General features: G+C 58.6%; 17 protein-coding genes. 6 read left to right on the forward strand and 11 right to left on the reverse strand.

Annotated elements, in window-relative coordinates; all coding sequences use genetic code 11:
- Positions 1 to 268 precede the first annotated feature (268 nt).
- Both PR017_RS14940 and PR017_RS14945 read left to right on the forward strand, forming a co-directional pair.
- On the forward strand, positions 269 to 1549 hold the full coding sequence (locus tag PR017_RS14940; RefSeq protein WP_133255583.1) for an ATP-binding protein: 1281 nt from the start codon (positions 269 to 271) through the stop codon (positions 1547 to 1549).
- On the forward strand, positions 1509 to 1928 hold the full coding sequence (locus PR017_RS14945; RefSeq protein WP_111219538.1) for a GGDEF domain-containing protein: 420 nt from the start codon (positions 1509 to 1511) through the stop codon (positions 1926 to 1928). Before PR017_RS14940 ends, PR017_RS14945 begins: the two co-directional genes overlap by 41 nt.
- 193 nt (positions 1929 to 2121) lie before the next feature.
- On the opposite strand, the gene PR017_RS14950 is transcribed toward PR017_RS14945, so the two are convergent.
- The 7 genes from PR017_RS14950 to PR017_RS14980 form a co-directional block, all read right to left on the reverse strand.
- Complete coding sequence (locus PR017_RS14950; RefSeq protein WP_111219536.1) at positions 2122 to 3033, reverse strand: PhnA-like protein; 912 nt, start codon at positions 3031 to 3033, stop codon at positions 2122 to 2124.
- A 278-nt stretch (positions 3034 to 3311) separates the two neighbouring features.
- The gene (locus tag PR017_RS14955) at positions 3312 to 3527 is read right to left on the reverse strand and encodes a CsbD family protein (protein WP_111219532.1); all 216 of its coding nucleotides are present in this window, start codon (positions 3525 to 3527) and stop codon (positions 3312 to 3314) included.
- A 518-nt stretch (positions 3528 to 4045) separates the two neighbouring features.
- Positions 4046 to 4909, reverse strand: a complete 864-nt coding sequence (locus tag PR017_RS14960) for an RNA polymerase factor sigma-32 (RefSeq protein ID WP_111219530.1) — start codon at positions 4907 to 4909, stop codon at positions 4046 to 4048.
- Between the two features lie 338 nt (positions 4910 to 5247).
- Entirely contained in the window at positions 5248 to 5817 is a 570-nt protein-coding gene (locus PR017_RS14965; protein ID WP_111219528.1) for a CarD family transcriptional regulator, read from the reverse strand.
- 360 nt (positions 5818 to 6177) lie between these two features.
- Entirely contained in the window at positions 6178 to 6516 is a 339-nt protein-coding gene (fdxA, locus tag PR017_RS14970; protein WP_111219526.1) for a ferredoxin FdxA, read from the reverse strand.
- A 199-nt stretch (positions 6517 to 6715) separates the two neighbouring features.
- On the reverse strand, positions 6716 to 7120 hold the full coding sequence (locus PR017_RS14975) for an RNA-binding S4 domain-containing protein (RefSeq protein WP_111219524.1): 405 nt from the start codon (positions 7118 to 7120) through the stop codon (positions 6716 to 6718).
- 3 nt (positions 7121 to 7123) lie between these two features.
- Positions 7124 to 10330 (reverse strand): helicase-related protein, encoded by a 3207-nt coding sequence (locus PR017_RS14980; protein WP_111219522.1) that lies wholly within the window; start codon positions 10328 to 10330, stop codon positions 7124 to 7126.
- A gap of 462 nt (positions 10331 to 10792) precedes the next feature.
- Here PR017_RS14980 and PR017_RS14985 point away from each other — a divergent pair, with 462 nt between their 5' ends.
- The 3 genes from PR017_RS14985 to PR017_RS14995 all read left to right on the forward strand — a co-directional run bounded on the left by PR017_RS14985 (position 10793) and on the right by PR017_RS14995 (position 11581).
- The gene (locus PR017_RS14985; protein WP_111219520.1) at positions 10793 to 10948 is read left to right on the forward strand and encodes a DUF3309 family protein; all 156 of its coding nucleotides are present in this window, start codon (positions 10793 to 10795) and stop codon (positions 10946 to 10948) included.
- Positions 10949 to 10997: 49 nt separating this feature from the next.
- Entirely contained in the window at positions 10998 to 11249 is a 252-nt protein-coding gene (locus PR017_RS14990; protein WP_111219518.1) for a YMGG-like glycine zipper-containing protein, read from the forward strand.
- Between the two features lie 182 nt (positions 11250 to 11431).
- A complete protein-coding gene (locus tag PR017_RS14995; protein WP_154677467.1) occupies positions 11432 to 11581 on the forward strand; it encodes a hypothetical protein in 150 nt (49 codons plus the stop codon).
- Positions 11582 to 11611: 30 nt separating this feature from the next.
- Here PR017_RS14995 and phbB read toward each other — a convergent pair whose 3' ends face one another.
- Together phbB and PR017_RS15005 are read right to left on the reverse strand one after the other, a co-directional pair.
- Positions 11612 to 12337, reverse strand: a complete 726-nt coding sequence (gene phbB / locus PR017_RS15000) for an acetoacetyl-CoA reductase (protein ID WP_111219514.1) — start codon at positions 12335 to 12337, stop codon at positions 11612 to 11614.
- A 58-nt stretch (positions 12338 to 12395) separates the two neighbouring features.
- Entirely contained in the window at positions 12396 to 13577 is a 1182-nt protein-coding gene (locus PR017_RS15005; RefSeq protein ID WP_111219512.1) for an acetyl-CoA C-acetyltransferase, read from the reverse strand.
- Positions 13578 to 13812: 235 nt separating this feature from the next.
- On the opposite strand from PR017_RS15005, the gene phaR reads away from it, so the two are divergent.
- The gene (phaR, locus tag PR017_RS15010; protein WP_111219510.1) at positions 13813 to 14385 is read left to right on the forward strand and encodes a polyhydroxyalkanoate synthesis repressor PhaR; all 573 of its coding nucleotides are present in this window, start codon (positions 13813 to 13815) and stop codon (positions 14383 to 14385) included.
- A 35-nt stretch (positions 14386 to 14420) separates the two neighbouring features.
- On the opposite strand, the gene PR017_RS15015 is transcribed toward phaR, so the two are convergent.
- On the reverse strand, positions 14421 to 14825 hold the full coding sequence (locus PR017_RS15015) for a hypothetical protein (protein ID WP_111219508.1): 405 nt from the start codon (positions 14823 to 14825) through the stop codon (positions 14421 to 14423).
- 133 nt (positions 14826 to 14958) lie between these two features.
- On the reverse strand, positions 14959 to 15144 hold the full coding sequence (gene rpmF, locus PR017_RS15020) for a 50S ribosomal protein L32 (protein WP_111219506.1): 186 nt from the start codon (positions 15142 to 15144) through the stop codon (positions 14959 to 14961).
- Positions 15145 to 15233 lie beyond the last annotated feature (89 nt).

The raw sequence follows: 15233 nt of genomic DNA on the forward strand, positions 1-15233 counted from the left end.
ACCGACAACCGGAACCTCCGGGAAGAGCTCGAAAGCTTGCGGGTCGGACCGGCCTCATGCCCAATGCGATATTGCAGCTGTTCAGGTCGTAGACGGCCATCGCCCGGGGGGCATCCACCCAACTTCACCCAACAACCGAGCGGCTCACCGGTGGAATAGTCCCACTTCGGATTGATTTTTCCTTCTTTATTAGGGCGATCTTCAGCCCTCGAAGGCTAAACTAATTTAGCAATCCATCATCATGATGCAGATTAAGCGGAATGTCAGTTTGACATATGTCGCAAACAGGCATCCCGATCCGGATGCCGAGCAGATGGCACTGGATGAAGCCTGGGCTCTCGGCTGCACGGGTCGCTGTTCGACTGCGCTTTCGATGTCGAAGTCGATTCTGTATGCGGCGGAAGCCGCTGGACATCAGAGATTGATAGCCCGCAGCTGTCAGGATAGCGCGTGGTACTGCTTCCAGCTTGGCGAAGCGCAAGATGGTATCGAATATGCGCAACGGGCGGCCGCCCTGTGGAAGGGGCTGGGAAGCCCGGCCTTCGAAGCGCAGGCGCTGAGTATAAAGGCGTGGCTGAATCTCAAACTTGGCAACCTTGAAGATGCCATCGAGCTTGCCGCAGAGGCGCGCAATATCGCCGATTTGAGCGCCGATCTTCGCTCCAGATCCTTGGCGATCAACGTCATCGGCGTCATATTCTGGATGACTCGGCAGACACCTATGGCGATCTACTATTGCGGTCGCGCCGTGGAACTCGCAAGAGAGGCCGGCGATCTAACGTTTGAAGGCTGGTGGTTGATAAACCTCGGTGGCTCCCATGCGGAGGCCGCTTATCTGGCTCAGGAAAACGGCGACGACGCGGCGGCCGCGATCTCGATGAACGCCGCCATCGAAATCACTCGGCAGGCCTGTGAACTGGCGCGCAAGTTGAAGGATATCTGGGCCGAACGCCTGTGCCTCACCAAGCTGGCAAAATATTCCAACGGCTCTGACAACTTCGTCGCAGCGGAGGCTTATCTGGCTCAGTACCGCAAGATCCCGGGAGAGGTCGATGCCAGAGGGAGGGGCCAGTACCTCGTCAATCTCGGGCGCACGCTGGTTTCGCTAGAGCAGTACGAGGCGGCCCTGATTCCCCTCCGGCAAGCTTATAGCGTGGCCAGGACGACCAACAATGTCGAAACGAAAATGTTGTCCTGCCTGTATTTGTCGAAGGCGCACGAGCATGTCGGCTCCTACGATCTCGCGCTCGAATTTCACAAACTGTACCACGGGCTGAACCAGCAGCTTTCTGCGGAGAGGACCCGACAAAACGCGCGCATGGCAGAGATACGTTATGAGACAAAGAAACTTCGGACCTTGCTCGATAGCGAGGTCGAGCGGTTTGCCGAAGTGGCCCGGTCGCTCGAGGTTCTGCAGGAAAGAACGCATCTTCTCGCAGTCGCTGCAGACACAGACGCACTGACAGTGCCTATCCAATCGAAGAAGGCTGGAGTCGGTGTTTCTCGACATGGCGACATCGCAACAGCGCTATGCACTTGCAATGATTGACATCGATCACTTCAAAATGGTCAACGATGCTTTTTCGCATATTGTCGGCGACAAAGTGCTGGCCCAGGTTGGTGCGCTGATCAAATCCCTGACGCGGGAGGGTGATCTAGCGGTGCGGTTTGGGGGTGAGGAATTTGTGATCCTCCTGACCGACACCACCTTGCTGCGCGCAAAGAGCGCTTGCCAACGGCTCCGGGTAGCCATCGCGGATTACGACTGGTCTCAGATAGCCACCGGGCTCCAAGTTACCATCAGTATCGGGTTGGCGATATCAACGGATACGTCAGAACCAAAAACGCTGCTGCAGGTGGCGGATGGCTATCTCTACCGAGCCAAGCAGACCGGAAGAAACCGCGTCGTCTGGTCGGATCATTCGTAACTACAGGCGGCGGACTGCCCACGATCAGGGTCCGTCCGGTCGCCGCTTTGGCTGGGCATGCCGACTCGGCACCCGACCTGCCACCTGAAAGTTGGATTTGCCTCGGAGCGCCCCGAAAACACAACATCCCCCACTGCCGTCGGGGCAATGAGGGATGCTTAAATGTTTCATATCGCCGGAAAAGGGCTAAATATCAGACACCTCTATTGACTGCGACTGTAGCCACCGGGATTGCCCGTGTGCCGACCGCGCCACCGAACCACGACGCGACTGCGCCGAGCAGCAGCGCGATAAAGGCAAGGATGGCGCCGCTGGACACGACCTTGGTAGCTGTCTGCGCGGCGTCGATAGCCTTCCGCTTGGCTGCTTCCATGTTCGTGCGATACGTTGCTTCGTACTGGGCAACCTGCGCCTTGGCCTGATCGACAGGGATGTTCTGAGCCTTCGCAATCGCATCTGCAGCACGGTTGCGGGCATCGTCAGCCTTGGCCTGGTCGCCCGTGAGGGCTGCCTGCACAGCGCTGACAGCAGCTGCACGAAGGGCTTCAGGATCGTTGCCGCCGCTGGCGTTACGGATCTGTTTCTCGATGTCTGCCATCGGGTTGTTCGCGTTTGCAGCCATCGGAGCGGCAGCCGAAACGGCAGTACTTGCAGTTTGCCCTACGCCACCCAGCATGCTGCCAAGGCCGCTGAATGCGCCGCCGACAACGGCGCCGATCGAGGTCGTCAGCAGGTACAGGATGACCAGCGTGGTCACAGCCCATGTTGTCAGGCCATGGAAGGAGCCCGTGGACTTGCTTGGCCGACCGGACAGGCGACCGGCGACATAAGCACCTACGAACGCGGCGATGAGCCCCGCCACGACGAACCAGATGCCCCCGCCGATAGAAAATGAACTGGCGGACGGATTGTCGTATTTAGCAGGGTCAACAACGGCAGCACCGATCCCGACGCCGAGGAGGTTGAGCAGGAACTGGACGGCAAGCGCCACTGCGACGCCTGCGAAAATCGCGCCCCAGGAAATCCTGTTGAAAAGAACAGTGTCGCTCGCGTCTGCAGCGTAGGCGAGTTCGGCGCGGCGGTTAATGCCAACGGGGTCTGTCATAGGTCAAGTCCTGATATTTGAATGTTGAGTGAGAAAGACCCGCATCCGAGGGCGGTCGCACGCTTTTTGACCTCGGAGACAATTCTTGTGAATGTGGGGATGGTTGACCCGCTCTTGCCTGCTTCCACCGTGATCCGGGGTCGGGTGGCAGGGCGCGTCGAAGTTCGGATTATCGTCTTGCTGGGCTGCTCGACCTCGTGTTTGTTGACGCGCGAGTGGCCATTTCTGAAGGCGCAGTACCGCCCGTAGGCTGAGTTCAGGGCCCGCAGACTGGATAATCAGAGCTTCTTGTCGAGATAATCCGATGCCTTCCGCGCACCGTCCTTGACAGCGTCTTTTGCTTCACCGGCAGCCTGCTGGCCTTCACCCTTGATCTCCTGCAGCTTGCCTTCAGCCTGCAGCTTTTCGCTGCCGACCAGCTTGCCGACGCCCTGCTTGATGTTGCCGATCGCTTCGTTAGCGAGACCGGATGCCTTGTCTGTGGTGCTGCTCATGAGACGCCTCATTTCGTTGACTTTACAGGGCGCATAACGCAATCGCTGACATCTTGTTCCTCTAATGTAGAATATTATATCGAAGGATAAGTGGCCAGGAATTCTGTGATGCAAACGTCTTCAACCAGCGAGGGAATTTACCAAGCCTGCGGGTAAACGCGTCCCCTCAGCATCAAGCGTATGGCCGTAATTCACAGGCAAATCGCACTAAGTTTCAGTATCAACAAGGGCAGGATCGCGGATTTCGGCGAGGGAGTTGGCGTAGGATGTCAGCGACGGTCGGGGGGAGCGATCGTTGAACTTCCAATATGCCTTTGTGGGAGCTAACTAAGATCTGAGTGGGAATGGCATACCGCCGCTCCTTCAATCCGATAGTTGGCGAGTCGGCTTTTATGGAAGCGACCGCTCCTCGGGGCGTGCGATACGCTGAAAAGAAACAGCGTATCTGATAGGATTTCCGTTATGCGCGAAAGCCATCGCCATAAACGCGATGCCTCCCAAATCTCAGGCCTTCTGCCTCAAGCAAATGCTGCCATGTGCGGATCGGCGACAACCAGGGCACTCCGCAGCTTTTCGATGGCGCGGCTTTCGATCTGGCGAACACGCTCCTTGGAGATGCCAAGATCGGCTCCAAGTTCCTCGAGCGTAGCGCCGTCCTCAGCCAAACGACGGGCGCTGATAATTTTCATCTCGCGCTCGTTAAGATGGGTGAGGGCTGCGGCAAGCCATTTGCGACGACGCTCGCCATCGATCATCGATGTCACCTGCTCGTCCGGCAACGGCTCGTTGCTGACGAGGAAATCCATGCGCTCAGCGCTGTCTGCATCGCCGGAGATCGATGGAGCCTGTAGAGAAGCGTCGTTGCCGGACAGGCGAGCATCCATCACCTGCACATCGTTCAGGCTGACGCCGAGGGCAGCAGCAATTTCTTGGTGGATGGACTGCACGGTCAATTGCGTGTCGCCCTTGGCGAGCTTAGCGCGCAGCCGGCGGAGGTTGAAGAACAGCGCCTTCTGGGCTGAACTCGTACCTCCACGGACAATCGACCAATTACGCAGGATATAATCCTGGATGGAAGCGCGGATCCACCAACTGGCATAAGTCGAGAAGCGCACTTCCCGCTCTGGCTCAAAACGGGCAGCCGCTTCCAGCAGCCCGACGTATCCTTCCTGGACTAGGTCGCTCATCGGCAGGCCGAAATTGCGGAATTTGCCAGCCATGGAGATGACAAGACGCATATGAGCAGTCGCAATCTTGTTGCGTGCGCCGCGATCGTCGTTTTCTTTCCAACGAAGTGCAAGATCATGCTCTTCGCTTCGCTCGAGATAGGGAGCCGCCATTGCGATTTTGATCATGCGTCGATCTGCAGACATGGTCGTCATATCATTCTCCCTAATGTCGGCGTCGCGCCGGAAGCAGAAAAAGCAGTCCGTGTCCGCGCAGGCGTTGCGCAGATTACTTTCGGTGTCGGCGAGCGGGGTTTTTAAATCTGCCCAGGATCTTCATTGTAATTTCGTCAGGGCTTGTCGGATCGGTGCGGTGGGCTATGTATTGTCTGAGAGACATAAAGCCTTGGAATTGAGCGCATGATCCGGCCCCAAGTTGGTGGACACGGCAGGTCCTCTGCCGGAATTACATGCGATTAACGCAGTGAAAAAACAAAAGTTCCAAAGAAAAACCCGGCACAAGGCCGGGTTTTCAAAGAATGCTGCCTATATGATCAGGCCGCTTCGTCCTGCGACTCTTCCTCTTCCAGAACCTTGCCGCGCTTCGGTCCCTTGTTGAGGTTGGTCTCGACGACACGAACGGCTTCCGTTTCCGACAGGCGGTTGACGGCAGCGATTTCCCGAGCCATCCGGTCAAGAGCTGCTTCGTAAAGCTGGCGCTCGGAGTAGGACTGCTCCGGCTGGTTCTCGGCCCGATAGAGATCGCGGACGACTTCGGCAATCGAGATCAGGTCGCCGGAATTGATCTTGGCATCATATTCCTGCGCCCGACGCGACCACATGGTACGCTTGACGCGGGCTTTACCCTGCACGACCTTCAAGGCACGTTCGACGAAATCGCTTTCCGACAGCTTGCGCATGCCGATACTCATGGCTTTCGCCACCGGAACCTTCAAACGCATCTTGTCCTTTTCGAAATCGATCACGAAAAGTTCAAGCGTCATGCCAGCCACTTCTTGATCTTCAATCGCGGTGATCGTACCCACACCGTGGGCGGGATAAACGATCGATTCGCCGGTTTTGAAGCCGTGGCGCACTGAAGGTTTCTTCTGTTGGGTCGTCATTCTTATCAAAAACTCCCTGTTATGCACCCGGCGAGCGCCGAGGCCGGGTCAGTCAGGCCCGGATGAGACGGAAAACCGTCGGGGTGACTACATGCTGGTCCACCAAAGGCGCAGAAAAACAATCCGTTCATCGCGATCCCTGACCCGACAACTCACAATGTTGATATGTCAAGGAAACCGCGTGCGGGATTATTTGATTGCTTTCGTGGTGAAAAGAAGCATCAAGATGCCTCAATGGATCAGTAGAGCGACCCTAGCACAAAAATCTGAGGAAATCAATAATTTGCTTTGCAGTGCCGTATTTGCATGCAAATTCGGACGCTTGCATGATTCGGCGAGACGTTCGTTTGTAGAACGGCATCAGTCGCCAGAACCGGGGTTGGCAGAGAAGTATTTCTCGAATTTGCCGGTCTCGCCATCCATCTGCTTTGCTTCGGCCATCGGCTCCCGCTTGACCGTGATATTTGGCCACTGAGTCGCGTAATCGGCGTTGATTTTCAGCCACTTGTCGAGGCCCGGCTCCGTATCGGGCTTGATGGCTTCAGCCGGACATTCCGGTTCGCAAACGCCACAATCGATGCATTCGTCGGGATGAATGACGAGGAAGTTTTCGCCCTCGTAAAAGCAATCGACAGGGCAAACTTCAACGCAATCGGTGTATTTGCAACGTACGCAATTGTCGGTCACGACGTAGGTCATGATGAACTCCAGGATTTTTCGAGTTTTCCGGGGACGCACGACCTGGAACGTCGCGCCTTTCCTTCGGGTACCGGCAGCCTGCCTCATCCCGGAGGCAAGTAAACCGGCTGTCTCAGCGGGTTGCTCGTCAGGTATCGGCTTTGTCGGCAGATTTCAAGATTAAACAGTCTCTAAATCTCAAGCCTCCCGGCATCGTATTCTACTCGTCGTCCGTCATCAGCCGGTCGATCTCGCGGCGCTGACGCTTCGTCGGGCGTCCGGCGCCGGGGTCGCGCATCGCTTGTTCGAACAGGGTTAGCTTTTTGGTTTCGTCCGGTGGCGGCGTCACGTCCTCGTAAAGCAGCTTGGCTTCCTCGAAAGGACCTCGCCTCTCGCCCGGCAACCGTACAACGAGAACTATGTCCCTTCGTTCCAGCGACAGTTCGATCTTGTCGCCGGGCCTGACACCGTGGCTCGGCTGGACGATCCGCTCGCCATTGATCCGCACGTTGCCCTTCAGCACGTAGGTCTGCGCCAGCGAGCGGGATTTTATCATGCGGGCGAAAAACAGCCATTTGTCGATGCGCTGTCGCGAACCGCTCGAGACCTGTCTTTCGTCCACCATGGCCTACTTCTTCATCTGCTCCTTGAGCGCCGCCAGCTTTGCAAAGGGCGAATCCGGATCCATCGGCTTCTCCTTGCGCGGAGGCTTCGCCTCGAAGCGTGTTGGCTGCGCTGCCGGACGATTGTTGCGATCGTTGCGCTCTCCGCCACGGTCATTGCGCTCGTTGCGCTCGCCGCCGCGATGATCAGGACGCTTACCCTGCTGCGGCGGACGGCCGCCGCCGCCCTCCTTGCCACCGCGCGGCCCGCGATTGTCGCGTGCTTCACGATTGCCTTCGCCCTGCGGCTGGTCGCCTGATGGGCGGCGATTGGTGTTTGGCTGCGCATTTGCCTGATCCTGGCCGGCGCGCGGACCCTGCTGACCACGGCGCTCACCCTGGCGGGGAGCCGGACGCTGGTTGTCGTTGCGACCACCCAGCCGCCACAGCAACACTGGCTTCGGAGGCTCGGCAGCGGCGGCATCGACTGAAGCGCCCTCGCCTGCAGCTTCCGAAGGGGCCGCATCGGTAACGACGGCCTCTGCTGCGCTTTCGGGCGCAACGTCATTGGCGGCTTCCAGCGCGGCAACAGGAGCATCCTCAGAAACCACGGGGGAAACTTCCTCGACGGCGTCTGACGGAGTCGGCTCGGTAGCTTCTGCTTCTGCTGCCTCTGTGTCCGACGTAGGAGATCCGTCAGCTGGTGCAGATGCGTCTGCGGCAGCTACGGGTGTAGCGGCGGCGGGAGCGTCCTGCTTGCTGAGGTGAACTGCAGCTTCTTCGGCCGGCACCGCATCTGCGCGATAGCCGAGGCCCTTCAGGATCTCTTCCATGTCGTCGAGCGTCGCGCCGAGAATGGACAGCATCGCCGTCGTCGTGGTGAAGCGGCGGCCGTCATAGGCACCGTCCGGACGGGAAGGCTGGCCGGGCTTCCACTGCAGCAGCGGCCGGATGAGATCGGCAAGGCGCTCGAGAATGTCGATACGTACGGCACGCTTGCCGAGGAAGCGGAAACCGGCGAGCTTGTAGAAGGTGCGCTCATAGGTCGAATCCGTAACCACGGACGTGCGGCCGGCAGCCAGGACCGGAATGAGATCGCCGTAGCCCGGCTTGTCGATGCCGTCGTTTTTCAGCGCCCAGAGCAGGGTGATCAGTTCGGCCGGAGCCGGCTTCAGCAATGCTGGAACGAAAATATGATAGGCGCCGAAGCGGATGCCATAGCGGCGCATCGAGGCGCGTGCATCCTGGTCCAGCGACTTCACTTCCTCCGTGACATCGCGGCGGAACAGTACACCGAGATTCTCGACGATCTGGAAAGCCAGACCCTTGGCGAGGCCCTGCAGGTCTTCGGCACGAGAGAGGTCGTCGAGCGGCTTCAGCACCGTCGAAATGTGATGATTGACGAAGCGCTCGATGCGTGCGGCAACATGTTCGCGCGCATGGCCGGTCAGTTGCTCGTCGGCGAGCAGGATGACGCGGGGGCGCATGATGTGGTCGCTGCCGGTCAGCCGCGCTACGGGGTCGCCCAGCCAGCGCACCGAACCGTCGGAGCCAATCGCCAGATCGCCGTTGCCAGCTGCGTGCATGCGGGCAGCGCGCGCCTCGAATTCCAGACCCAGCGCTTTGAGCGACGCGTTCTGCACGGCCTTGGCGTCGGGACCGTCAGTCCCGCCAATGGGAGAGAACCGGAACCCGGTCAACTGCCCGACATGATGCCCTTCGACGAAGACATCTCCATTTACACTGATTTCAGCTTCCAGCATTGCATTCTCTCTCAGGCGCTTCATGAGCACAGATGTCCTGCGATCAACAAAGCGGTTCGTCAACCTTTCATGTAACGCGTCGGACAACCGATCTTCGATTTCCCGCGTCTTTTCTTGCCAGTGTGTCGGATCGGCAAGCCAACCGGGCCGATTCGAAACATAGGTCCAAGTTCTTATCTGCGCGATTCGCGCCGAAAGCGTGTCTATCTCGCCATCGGTCCGGTCGGCGCGCCGGACTTGCTCGGCCATGAAATCCTCGTTCACCGTGCCATGTTGCACGAGATCGGAAAACAGGGACGAAATCAAATCGGCATGTTGGGCCGGTGTGATACGCCGATAATCCGGCAATGCACAGGCTTCCCATAATTTTTCTACATTTGCCCGGCCGACGGCGAGGCGAGCGACCTCCGGATAACCGGTCAGTTGCTCCAAAGCCTGCTGGTCGACGGAAGGCAGCGAGCGTGTCAGCCCATGGATGCGCGGCGGCGCATCGAGGCTGAGCTTCAGTGCGGCGACGGATGAAAAGTCGAGATCCTTCGTGCGCCACTGCAGCACTTTGACGTTGTCGAACTGGTGACTCTCGATGCGGCGAACGAGATCGGCATCGAAGGGATCGACCTGGCCGGTGACACCGAAGGTCCCGTCGCGCAGATGGCGACCGGCACGGCCGGCAATCTGTCCGAGTTCGCCGGGGTTGAGATGGCGGAACTGGTATCCGTCGAATTTCCTGTCCTGGGCAAACGCGACGTGGTCCACATCGAGATTGAGGCCCATGCCGATGGCATCGGTGGCGACGAGGTATTCGACGTCGCCGTTCTGGTAAAGCTCGACCTGCGCATTGCGCGTCCGTGGGCTGAGGGCACCGAGGACCACGGCCGCTCCGCCACGCTGGCGACGGATCAGCTCGGCAATGGCGTAAACTTCCTCTGCCGAAAAAGCGACAATGGCGCTGCGCTGCGGCAAGCGGGTAATCTTCTTCTGGCCCGAATAGGCAAGATGGGAGAGCCTCGGCCGCTCGACGACGGTAATTCCCGGCAACAGATGTTCGAGGATCGGCCGCATGGTGCCCGCGCCGAGAAGCAATGTCTCGTCGCGGCCGCGCAGATGCAGGATACGATCAGTGAAGATATGGCCGCGCTCGAGATCGCCGGCGAGTTGAACCTCGTCGATGGCAACGAACGAAGCTCGAGTCTCGCGCGGCATCGCTTCGACAGTGCATACTGAGTAGCAGGCGTTGGGCGGGGCTATCTTTTCTTCACCGGTAAACAGCGCAACGTTCTTGATGCCGACTTTCTCGACGAGACGCGTGTAGACCTCGCGCGCCAGAAGTCGCAACGGCAGGCCGATCATGCCATTGCCGTGCGCGACCATACGCTCGATGGCGTAATGGGTCTTGCCGGTATTTGTCGGTCCGAGCACCGCGGTTACACCGCGACCACTCAAAATCATGGGCTGCGAAGTCAGGGTCATTGGTCCATGCGAAGATGAGGCGCAGCAGCCTTCAGGGTCAGGAACGCTTGTTGTAAGCTCCCCCACAGATGACCAGCCCAGGTGGCAAAGGCAAGGCCCGGAGGGCAAAACAATTTTGTAGACACCGGATAATACTTGTCATCTGCCACAGGCGGGAGGCAAAGTGGCGGCGGGACGACCAGCCGGAGCGTTTGGGAACGGCCCCGGAACAAAGATGCTACGAATCGCTGACCCGCCGGTTTCATGATCCGTTCACGGATTGCCGACGGAGTCGGCGTGATCGCATCTTCGCGGCGAGGGCAATATCCAACCATCACAAACTGTAGAGCGGGCTATAAAATCTGTCGCTCACCGCCACATTCGCCATTGTGCCAAATAATCGAGAAAATTGCCGGAACAACTTAATGTGAGCTGCGTTTAAGGGGGCAGCAAATAATGCTTTCGAAGTGAAGGGAACTGACCATGCTCGGCACAATACTGCTCGTCGTACTCGTATTGCTCTTGGTGGGCGCACTGCCAAACTGGGGCTACAGCAGCGGTTGGGGTTATGGTCCCTCTGGTGGTCTCGGCCTCATCGTCGTCATCATTTTGGTGCTCGTCCTGATGGGGCGGATTTAATTCGTAATTTGTGCTAGACCACCATGGTCTAATATCTAGGGAGCAAGACATGAAAAAACTGATTATTGCAGTTGCCCTCATCGGCACACTCGCATCGTGCACGCCGGAAGAACGCGGCACAGCCATTGGTGCTGGCACCGGTGCCGTTATCGGTGGTGCCGTTACCAATAGCTGGGGCGGCGCAGCCGTCGGCGCAGTTGCAGGCGGCCTCGTAGGCAACCTGATCGGCCACTCGGAACGTCGTGGCTACTGCATCTATCGCGACCGTTATGGCCAGCGCTACGAAGCACGTTGCCGCTAAGCTTCGGCATGAATTTGGAATTGGGCGCTTCGGCGCCCTTTTTCATGCCGTCAATACACTGTTGACGATGACGTGAACTTCAACCCCTTTCAATTCGATCTTGCTGTACCGATATTGTTGGAACGCGAGCAATATTGTCTGAACCGGGCTACCGGGTGCTCGCCGAAAGGATCGACTTTTCCATGGTTGAACTCGTCACACATATCGCTGCTTTGGGTGTCATCGCTGCCGCCGCCGTCACCTCTATCGTTGCCGTGCGTGCGGCGCAGCGCAAGGAGCAAAGCCGCGTGCTTGTGCCCGTTCGTTCGCGCTCGCGAAATACACGACGCTAGCTCGCCACTTCCTAGGCGAAGATAGATCCGTCAGACGAAAAGTTGGCCGCCATTCGCCGTGATCGTGGAGCCGGTGATGAAGCCGGCGTCGTCGGCAACGAGAAACACGACGCAACGGGCGACCTCCTCCGGCTCGCCCAGCCTGCCGACCGGAATTTGCGGCAGGATATAACCGTTCATTACTTTTTCCGGCACGGACAACACCATTTCCGTACCGATGTAGCCGGGGCAGATCGCATTGACGGTAATGTTCTTGGCGGCACCTTCTTGGGCCAGCGCCTTCGTAAAGCCGATGTCACCCGCCTTTGCTGCAGAATAGTTGGCCTGGCCCATCTGACCTTTCTGGCCATTGATCGACGAGATATTGACAACTCGACCGAAGTTCCTCTCCCGCATGCCAGCCCACACATGGTGCGTCATGTTGAATAGACCGTTCAGGTTGGTATTCACGACCTCATGCCACTGTTGCGGCGTCATCTTGTGGAACATCGCATCTCGGGTGATACCGGCGTTGTTGACCAGGATCTCTACCGGACCCACATCGGCCTCGACCTGGGCAATGCCTTTGCCGCAAGCCTCATAGTCCGTGACGTCCCAGCGATAGACGGCAATGCCCGTCACGCTATGAAAGGCATCGGCTCTCTCATCGTTGCCGGCATAGGTCGCCACGACCCGGTAACCGGCATTGTGCAACGCCATTGCAATGGCGGCGCCGATACCGCGGGTACCCCCGGTGATGAGTGCTACTCTGCTCATAGTCCGTTCCCCAGTACCACTGCCTACCATGTAGCCAGCTGACCCCATGGCAGATTGTTTAAAACGCCTCGATGCACATGGCTATCCCCATGCCACCGCCAATGCACAAGGTCGCCAGACCCTTTCGTGCACCGCGCCGCTTCATCTCGAACAACAAAGTGGTCAGAATGCGGGCGCCCGATGCTCCAATCGGATGACCAATCGCAATCGCCCCGCCGTTGACGTTGACGATGGCGGGATCGAAGCCCAGTTCGCGGCTGATCGCGCAGGCCTGTGCCGCGAAGGCTTCGTTAGCCTCCACGAGATCGAGATCGCCAACCGCCCATCCAGCTTTTTCCAAGGCCTTGCGAGAAGCCGGTATCGGACCCGTGCCCATGATCTGCGGATCCACGCCGGCCGTTGCCCAGGACACGATCCGGCCCAGCGGTCGGATTCCCCGACGCTCGGCTTCCGCCTCGCTCACCAGCACCGTCGCGGCAGCGCCGTCGTTGAGGCCGGAGGCGTTGCCGGCGGTAACCGTCCCATCCTTGTCGAATACCGGCCGGAGGCGCGCCATGCCCTCGAGCGTCGATCCGTGGCGGATGTACTCGTCGCTATCGACCGTCACGTCGCCCTTGCGGCCGGCGATGGTGAAGGCCACGATCTCATCGTTGAACCGTCCGGCCTGCTGGGCTGCCTCGGCTTTGTTCTGGGAAGCGACGGCAAAGGTATCCTGGTCATGGCGGGACAGTTGAAACTGCCGGGCAACGTTTTCGCCGGTGATACCCATGTGATAGCCGTAGAAAGCGTCGGTCAGGCCATCCTTGATCATCGTATCGACCATGGTCATGTCGCCCATCTTCGTGCCCGAGCGCAGGTGGGCCGCGTGTGGCGCCGTTGACATGGACTCTTGCCCGCCGGCAACGATAATTTTCGCATCCCCAAGCGCAATCTGCTGCATGCCGAGTGCCACGGCCCGCAGGCCCGAGCCGCAAAGCTGGTTGACGCTCCAGGCCGTCGCCTCCTGCGGCACGCCCGCCTGCATCGCGGCCTGGCGCGCCGGGTTCTGGCCCTGCGCTGCCTGCAGCACCTGGCCGAGGATGACCTCGTCGACTTCGGCAGCCTCGATGCCGGCGCGCTGCAGCGCACCCCGGATTGCCGTTGCTCCCAGTTCGTGGGCCGGGACCGCTGCAAAAGCACCGTTAAAGGCGCCGACTGCGGTGCGTGCGGCACTGGCGATGACGATGGATGGTTGGCTCATGAAATCCTCCTCGAGAGCTGGCTCGGCCGGCGAAAACTGTCAAAGCCGGGCTTCCGAGTCAAACACGAAGATTTCAACCCTGCATGTTTTGTTTCAACATGCTGATGGACCGAAAAACCAACCTGCGGAAAGGGATTGCCGCAGCGCACAAACTGATTGTCACCGGCCTTCCTTTCCGTCTACACTCTTTGGTGGAGGAGTATCCATACAATCAGACGGGGTTAGGAGACTGATAATGGCAAAAAACGAGGGCCAGGTCGTAATAAAGAAATACGCCAATCGCCGCCTCTACAACACGGGCACCAGCACCTACGTGACACTGGAAGACTTGGCGGAGATGGTGAAACGGGGGGAGGAGTTTACAGTTCAGGACGCCAAAAGCGGCGATGACATCACTCATGCGGTATTGACGCAGATCATCTTCGAGCAGGAATCGAAGACCAACAATACCCTGATGCCGATTTCCTTCCTGCGACAGCTGATCGGCTTTTACGGCGATCAGATGCAGATGGTCGTGCCAAGCTTTCTCGAGCATTCGATGAAGTCCTTCACCGAGCAGCAGGTCCAGATGCGCGAGCAGATGAGCAGCGCTTTTGGCGAAACGCCGCTCGCCAAGAACTTCTCGCTGCCGATCAAGATGGTCGAGGAGCAGGTGCGCCGCAACACGGACATGTTCCAGCAGGCCATGGAGATGTTTGCGCCCTTCATGAAGTCACCGCCGAAGGAAACCCGCAAGGCCGAAGCCCGCGACATCGACGAGTTGAAGGAGCAGATGAAGGCACTGCAGGCCAAGCTCGACAGCCTGTAACCGCGATCAGGCCGCAGCCACGGCTGCGGTCGCCCTCAGAGACCGATCGATACGTCGCGTCCCGCCGTGCGGATCGAGACTGCGAAACCGCCGATCACATCGATGAAGGCGGTGGTCATCAGGATGAAAAATATCTGCGTCGCCGCGTCGCGCACCAGCAGGAATTCCACCAGGAAAGCGATGAAAACCAGCATCGACAGCATGTGATTGGCGAGCGAGCCAACATTGCGGGTGGATTTCAGGATTTCGAAGAACAGCAGCGCCAGCGCGATGACGATGAAAAGATCGCCGAGCGCCATCTTCCAGGTTGCTCCCGACAGCATCGACAACATGATCACGTCGTTGCCGAGCGCCGAAATGCCGCCACCGCCCATCAGCCCGACCATGGCGAGATTGTAGAGCACGAACGGGATAACCATCAGCGGGAAAGCGGCAATCATGATCGACTAACTCCATCGTGGACGAACGGCCGCACAGCCATAGCGCAAGTCGCACCGGTTTTAAACCTGGGCGACAAATGCAAAAAGGCCGGCCAAAGGCCAGCCTCAATACCGATATTGCAACCGCAGGAAATTATGCGGATTCTTTTGGCGTCAGAACCTGGCGGCCGCGGTACATGCCGGTCTTCAGGTCAATGTGATGCGGGCGGCGCAGTTCGCCGGAGTTCTTGTCTTCGACGTATGTCGAAGTCTTGAGCGCATCAGCCGAACGGCGCATGCCGCGCTTGGACGGGCTTGTTTTTCTCTTCGGTACAGCCATTTTCTCATACTCCACTGTGCGGGATAGACATGACAACGGCCAGCCAGGCGGCCGAAACGACATGCAATCGATTTCGGAATTTTGGCGCG

It is taken from the genome of Rhizobium tumorigenes, assembly GCF_003240565.2.
Taxonomy (GTDB): Bacteria; Pseudomonadota; Alphaproteobacteria; order Rhizobiales; family Rhizobiaceae; genus Rhizobium; species Rhizobium tumorigenes.

Bases quoted from the DNA above. Each gene is read 5' to 3' on its own strand.
- PR017_RS14945 (WP_111219538.1), top strand. From the start codon at position 1,509: ATGGCGACATCGCAACAGCGCTATGCACTTGCAATGATTGACATCGAT.
- PR017_RS14950 (WP_111219536.1), bottom strand. From the start codon at position 3,033: ATGACAGACCCCGTTGGCATTAACCGCCGCGCCGAACTCGCCTACGCT.
- PR017_RS14955 (WP_111219532.1), bottom strand. From the start codon at position 3,527: ATGAGCAGCACCACAGACAAGGCATCCGGTCTCGCTAACGAAGCGATC.
- PR017_RS14960 (WP_111219530.1), bottom strand. From the start codon at position 4,909: ATGACGACCATGTCTGCAGATCGACGCATGATCAAAATCGCAATGGCG.
- PR017_RS14965 (WP_111219528.1), bottom strand. From the start codon at position 5,817: ATGACGACCCAACAGAAGAAACCTTCAGTGCGCCACGGCTTCAAAACC.
- fdxA (WP_111219526.1), bottom strand. From the start codon at position 6,516: ATGACCTACGTCGTGACCGACAATTGCGTACGTTGCAAATACACCGAT.
- PR017_RS14975 (WP_111219524.1), bottom strand. From the start codon at position 7,120: ATGGTGGACGAAAGACAGGTCTCGAGCGGTTCGCGACAGCGCATCGAC.
- PR017_RS14980 (WP_111219522.1), bottom strand. From the start codon at position 10,330: ATGACCCTGACTTCGCAGCCCATGATTTTGAGTGGTCGCGGTGTAACC.
- PR017_RS14985 (WP_111219520.1), top strand. From the start codon at position 10,793: ATGCTCGGCACAATACTGCTCGTCGTACTCGTATTGCTCTTGGTGGGC.
- PR017_RS14990 (WP_111219518.1), top strand. From the start codon at position 10,998: ATGAAAAAACTGATTATTGCAGTTGCCCTCATCGGCACACTCGCATCG.
- PR017_RS14995 (WP_154677467.1), top strand. From the start codon at position 11,432: ATGGTTGAACTCGTCACACATATCGCTGCTTTGGGTGTCATCGCTGCC.
- phbB (WP_111219514.1), bottom strand. From the start codon at position 12,337: ATGAGCAGAGTAGCACTCATCACCGGGGGTACCCGCGGTATCGGCGCC.
- PR017_RS15005 (WP_111219512.1), bottom strand. From the start codon at position 13,577: ATGAGCCAACCATCCATCGTCATCGCCAGTGCCGCACGCACCGCAGTC.
- phaR (WP_111219510.1), top strand. From the start codon at position 13,813: ATGGCAAAAAACGAGGGCCAGGTCGTAATAAAGAAATACGCCAATCGC.
- PR017_RS15015 (WP_111219508.1), bottom strand. From the start codon at position 14,825: ATGATTGCCGCTTTCCCGCTGATGGTTATCCCGTTCGTGCTCTACAAT.
- rpmF (WP_111219506.1), bottom strand. From the start codon at position 15,144: ATGGCTGTACCGAAGAGAAAAACAAGCCCGTCCAAGCGCGGCATGCGC.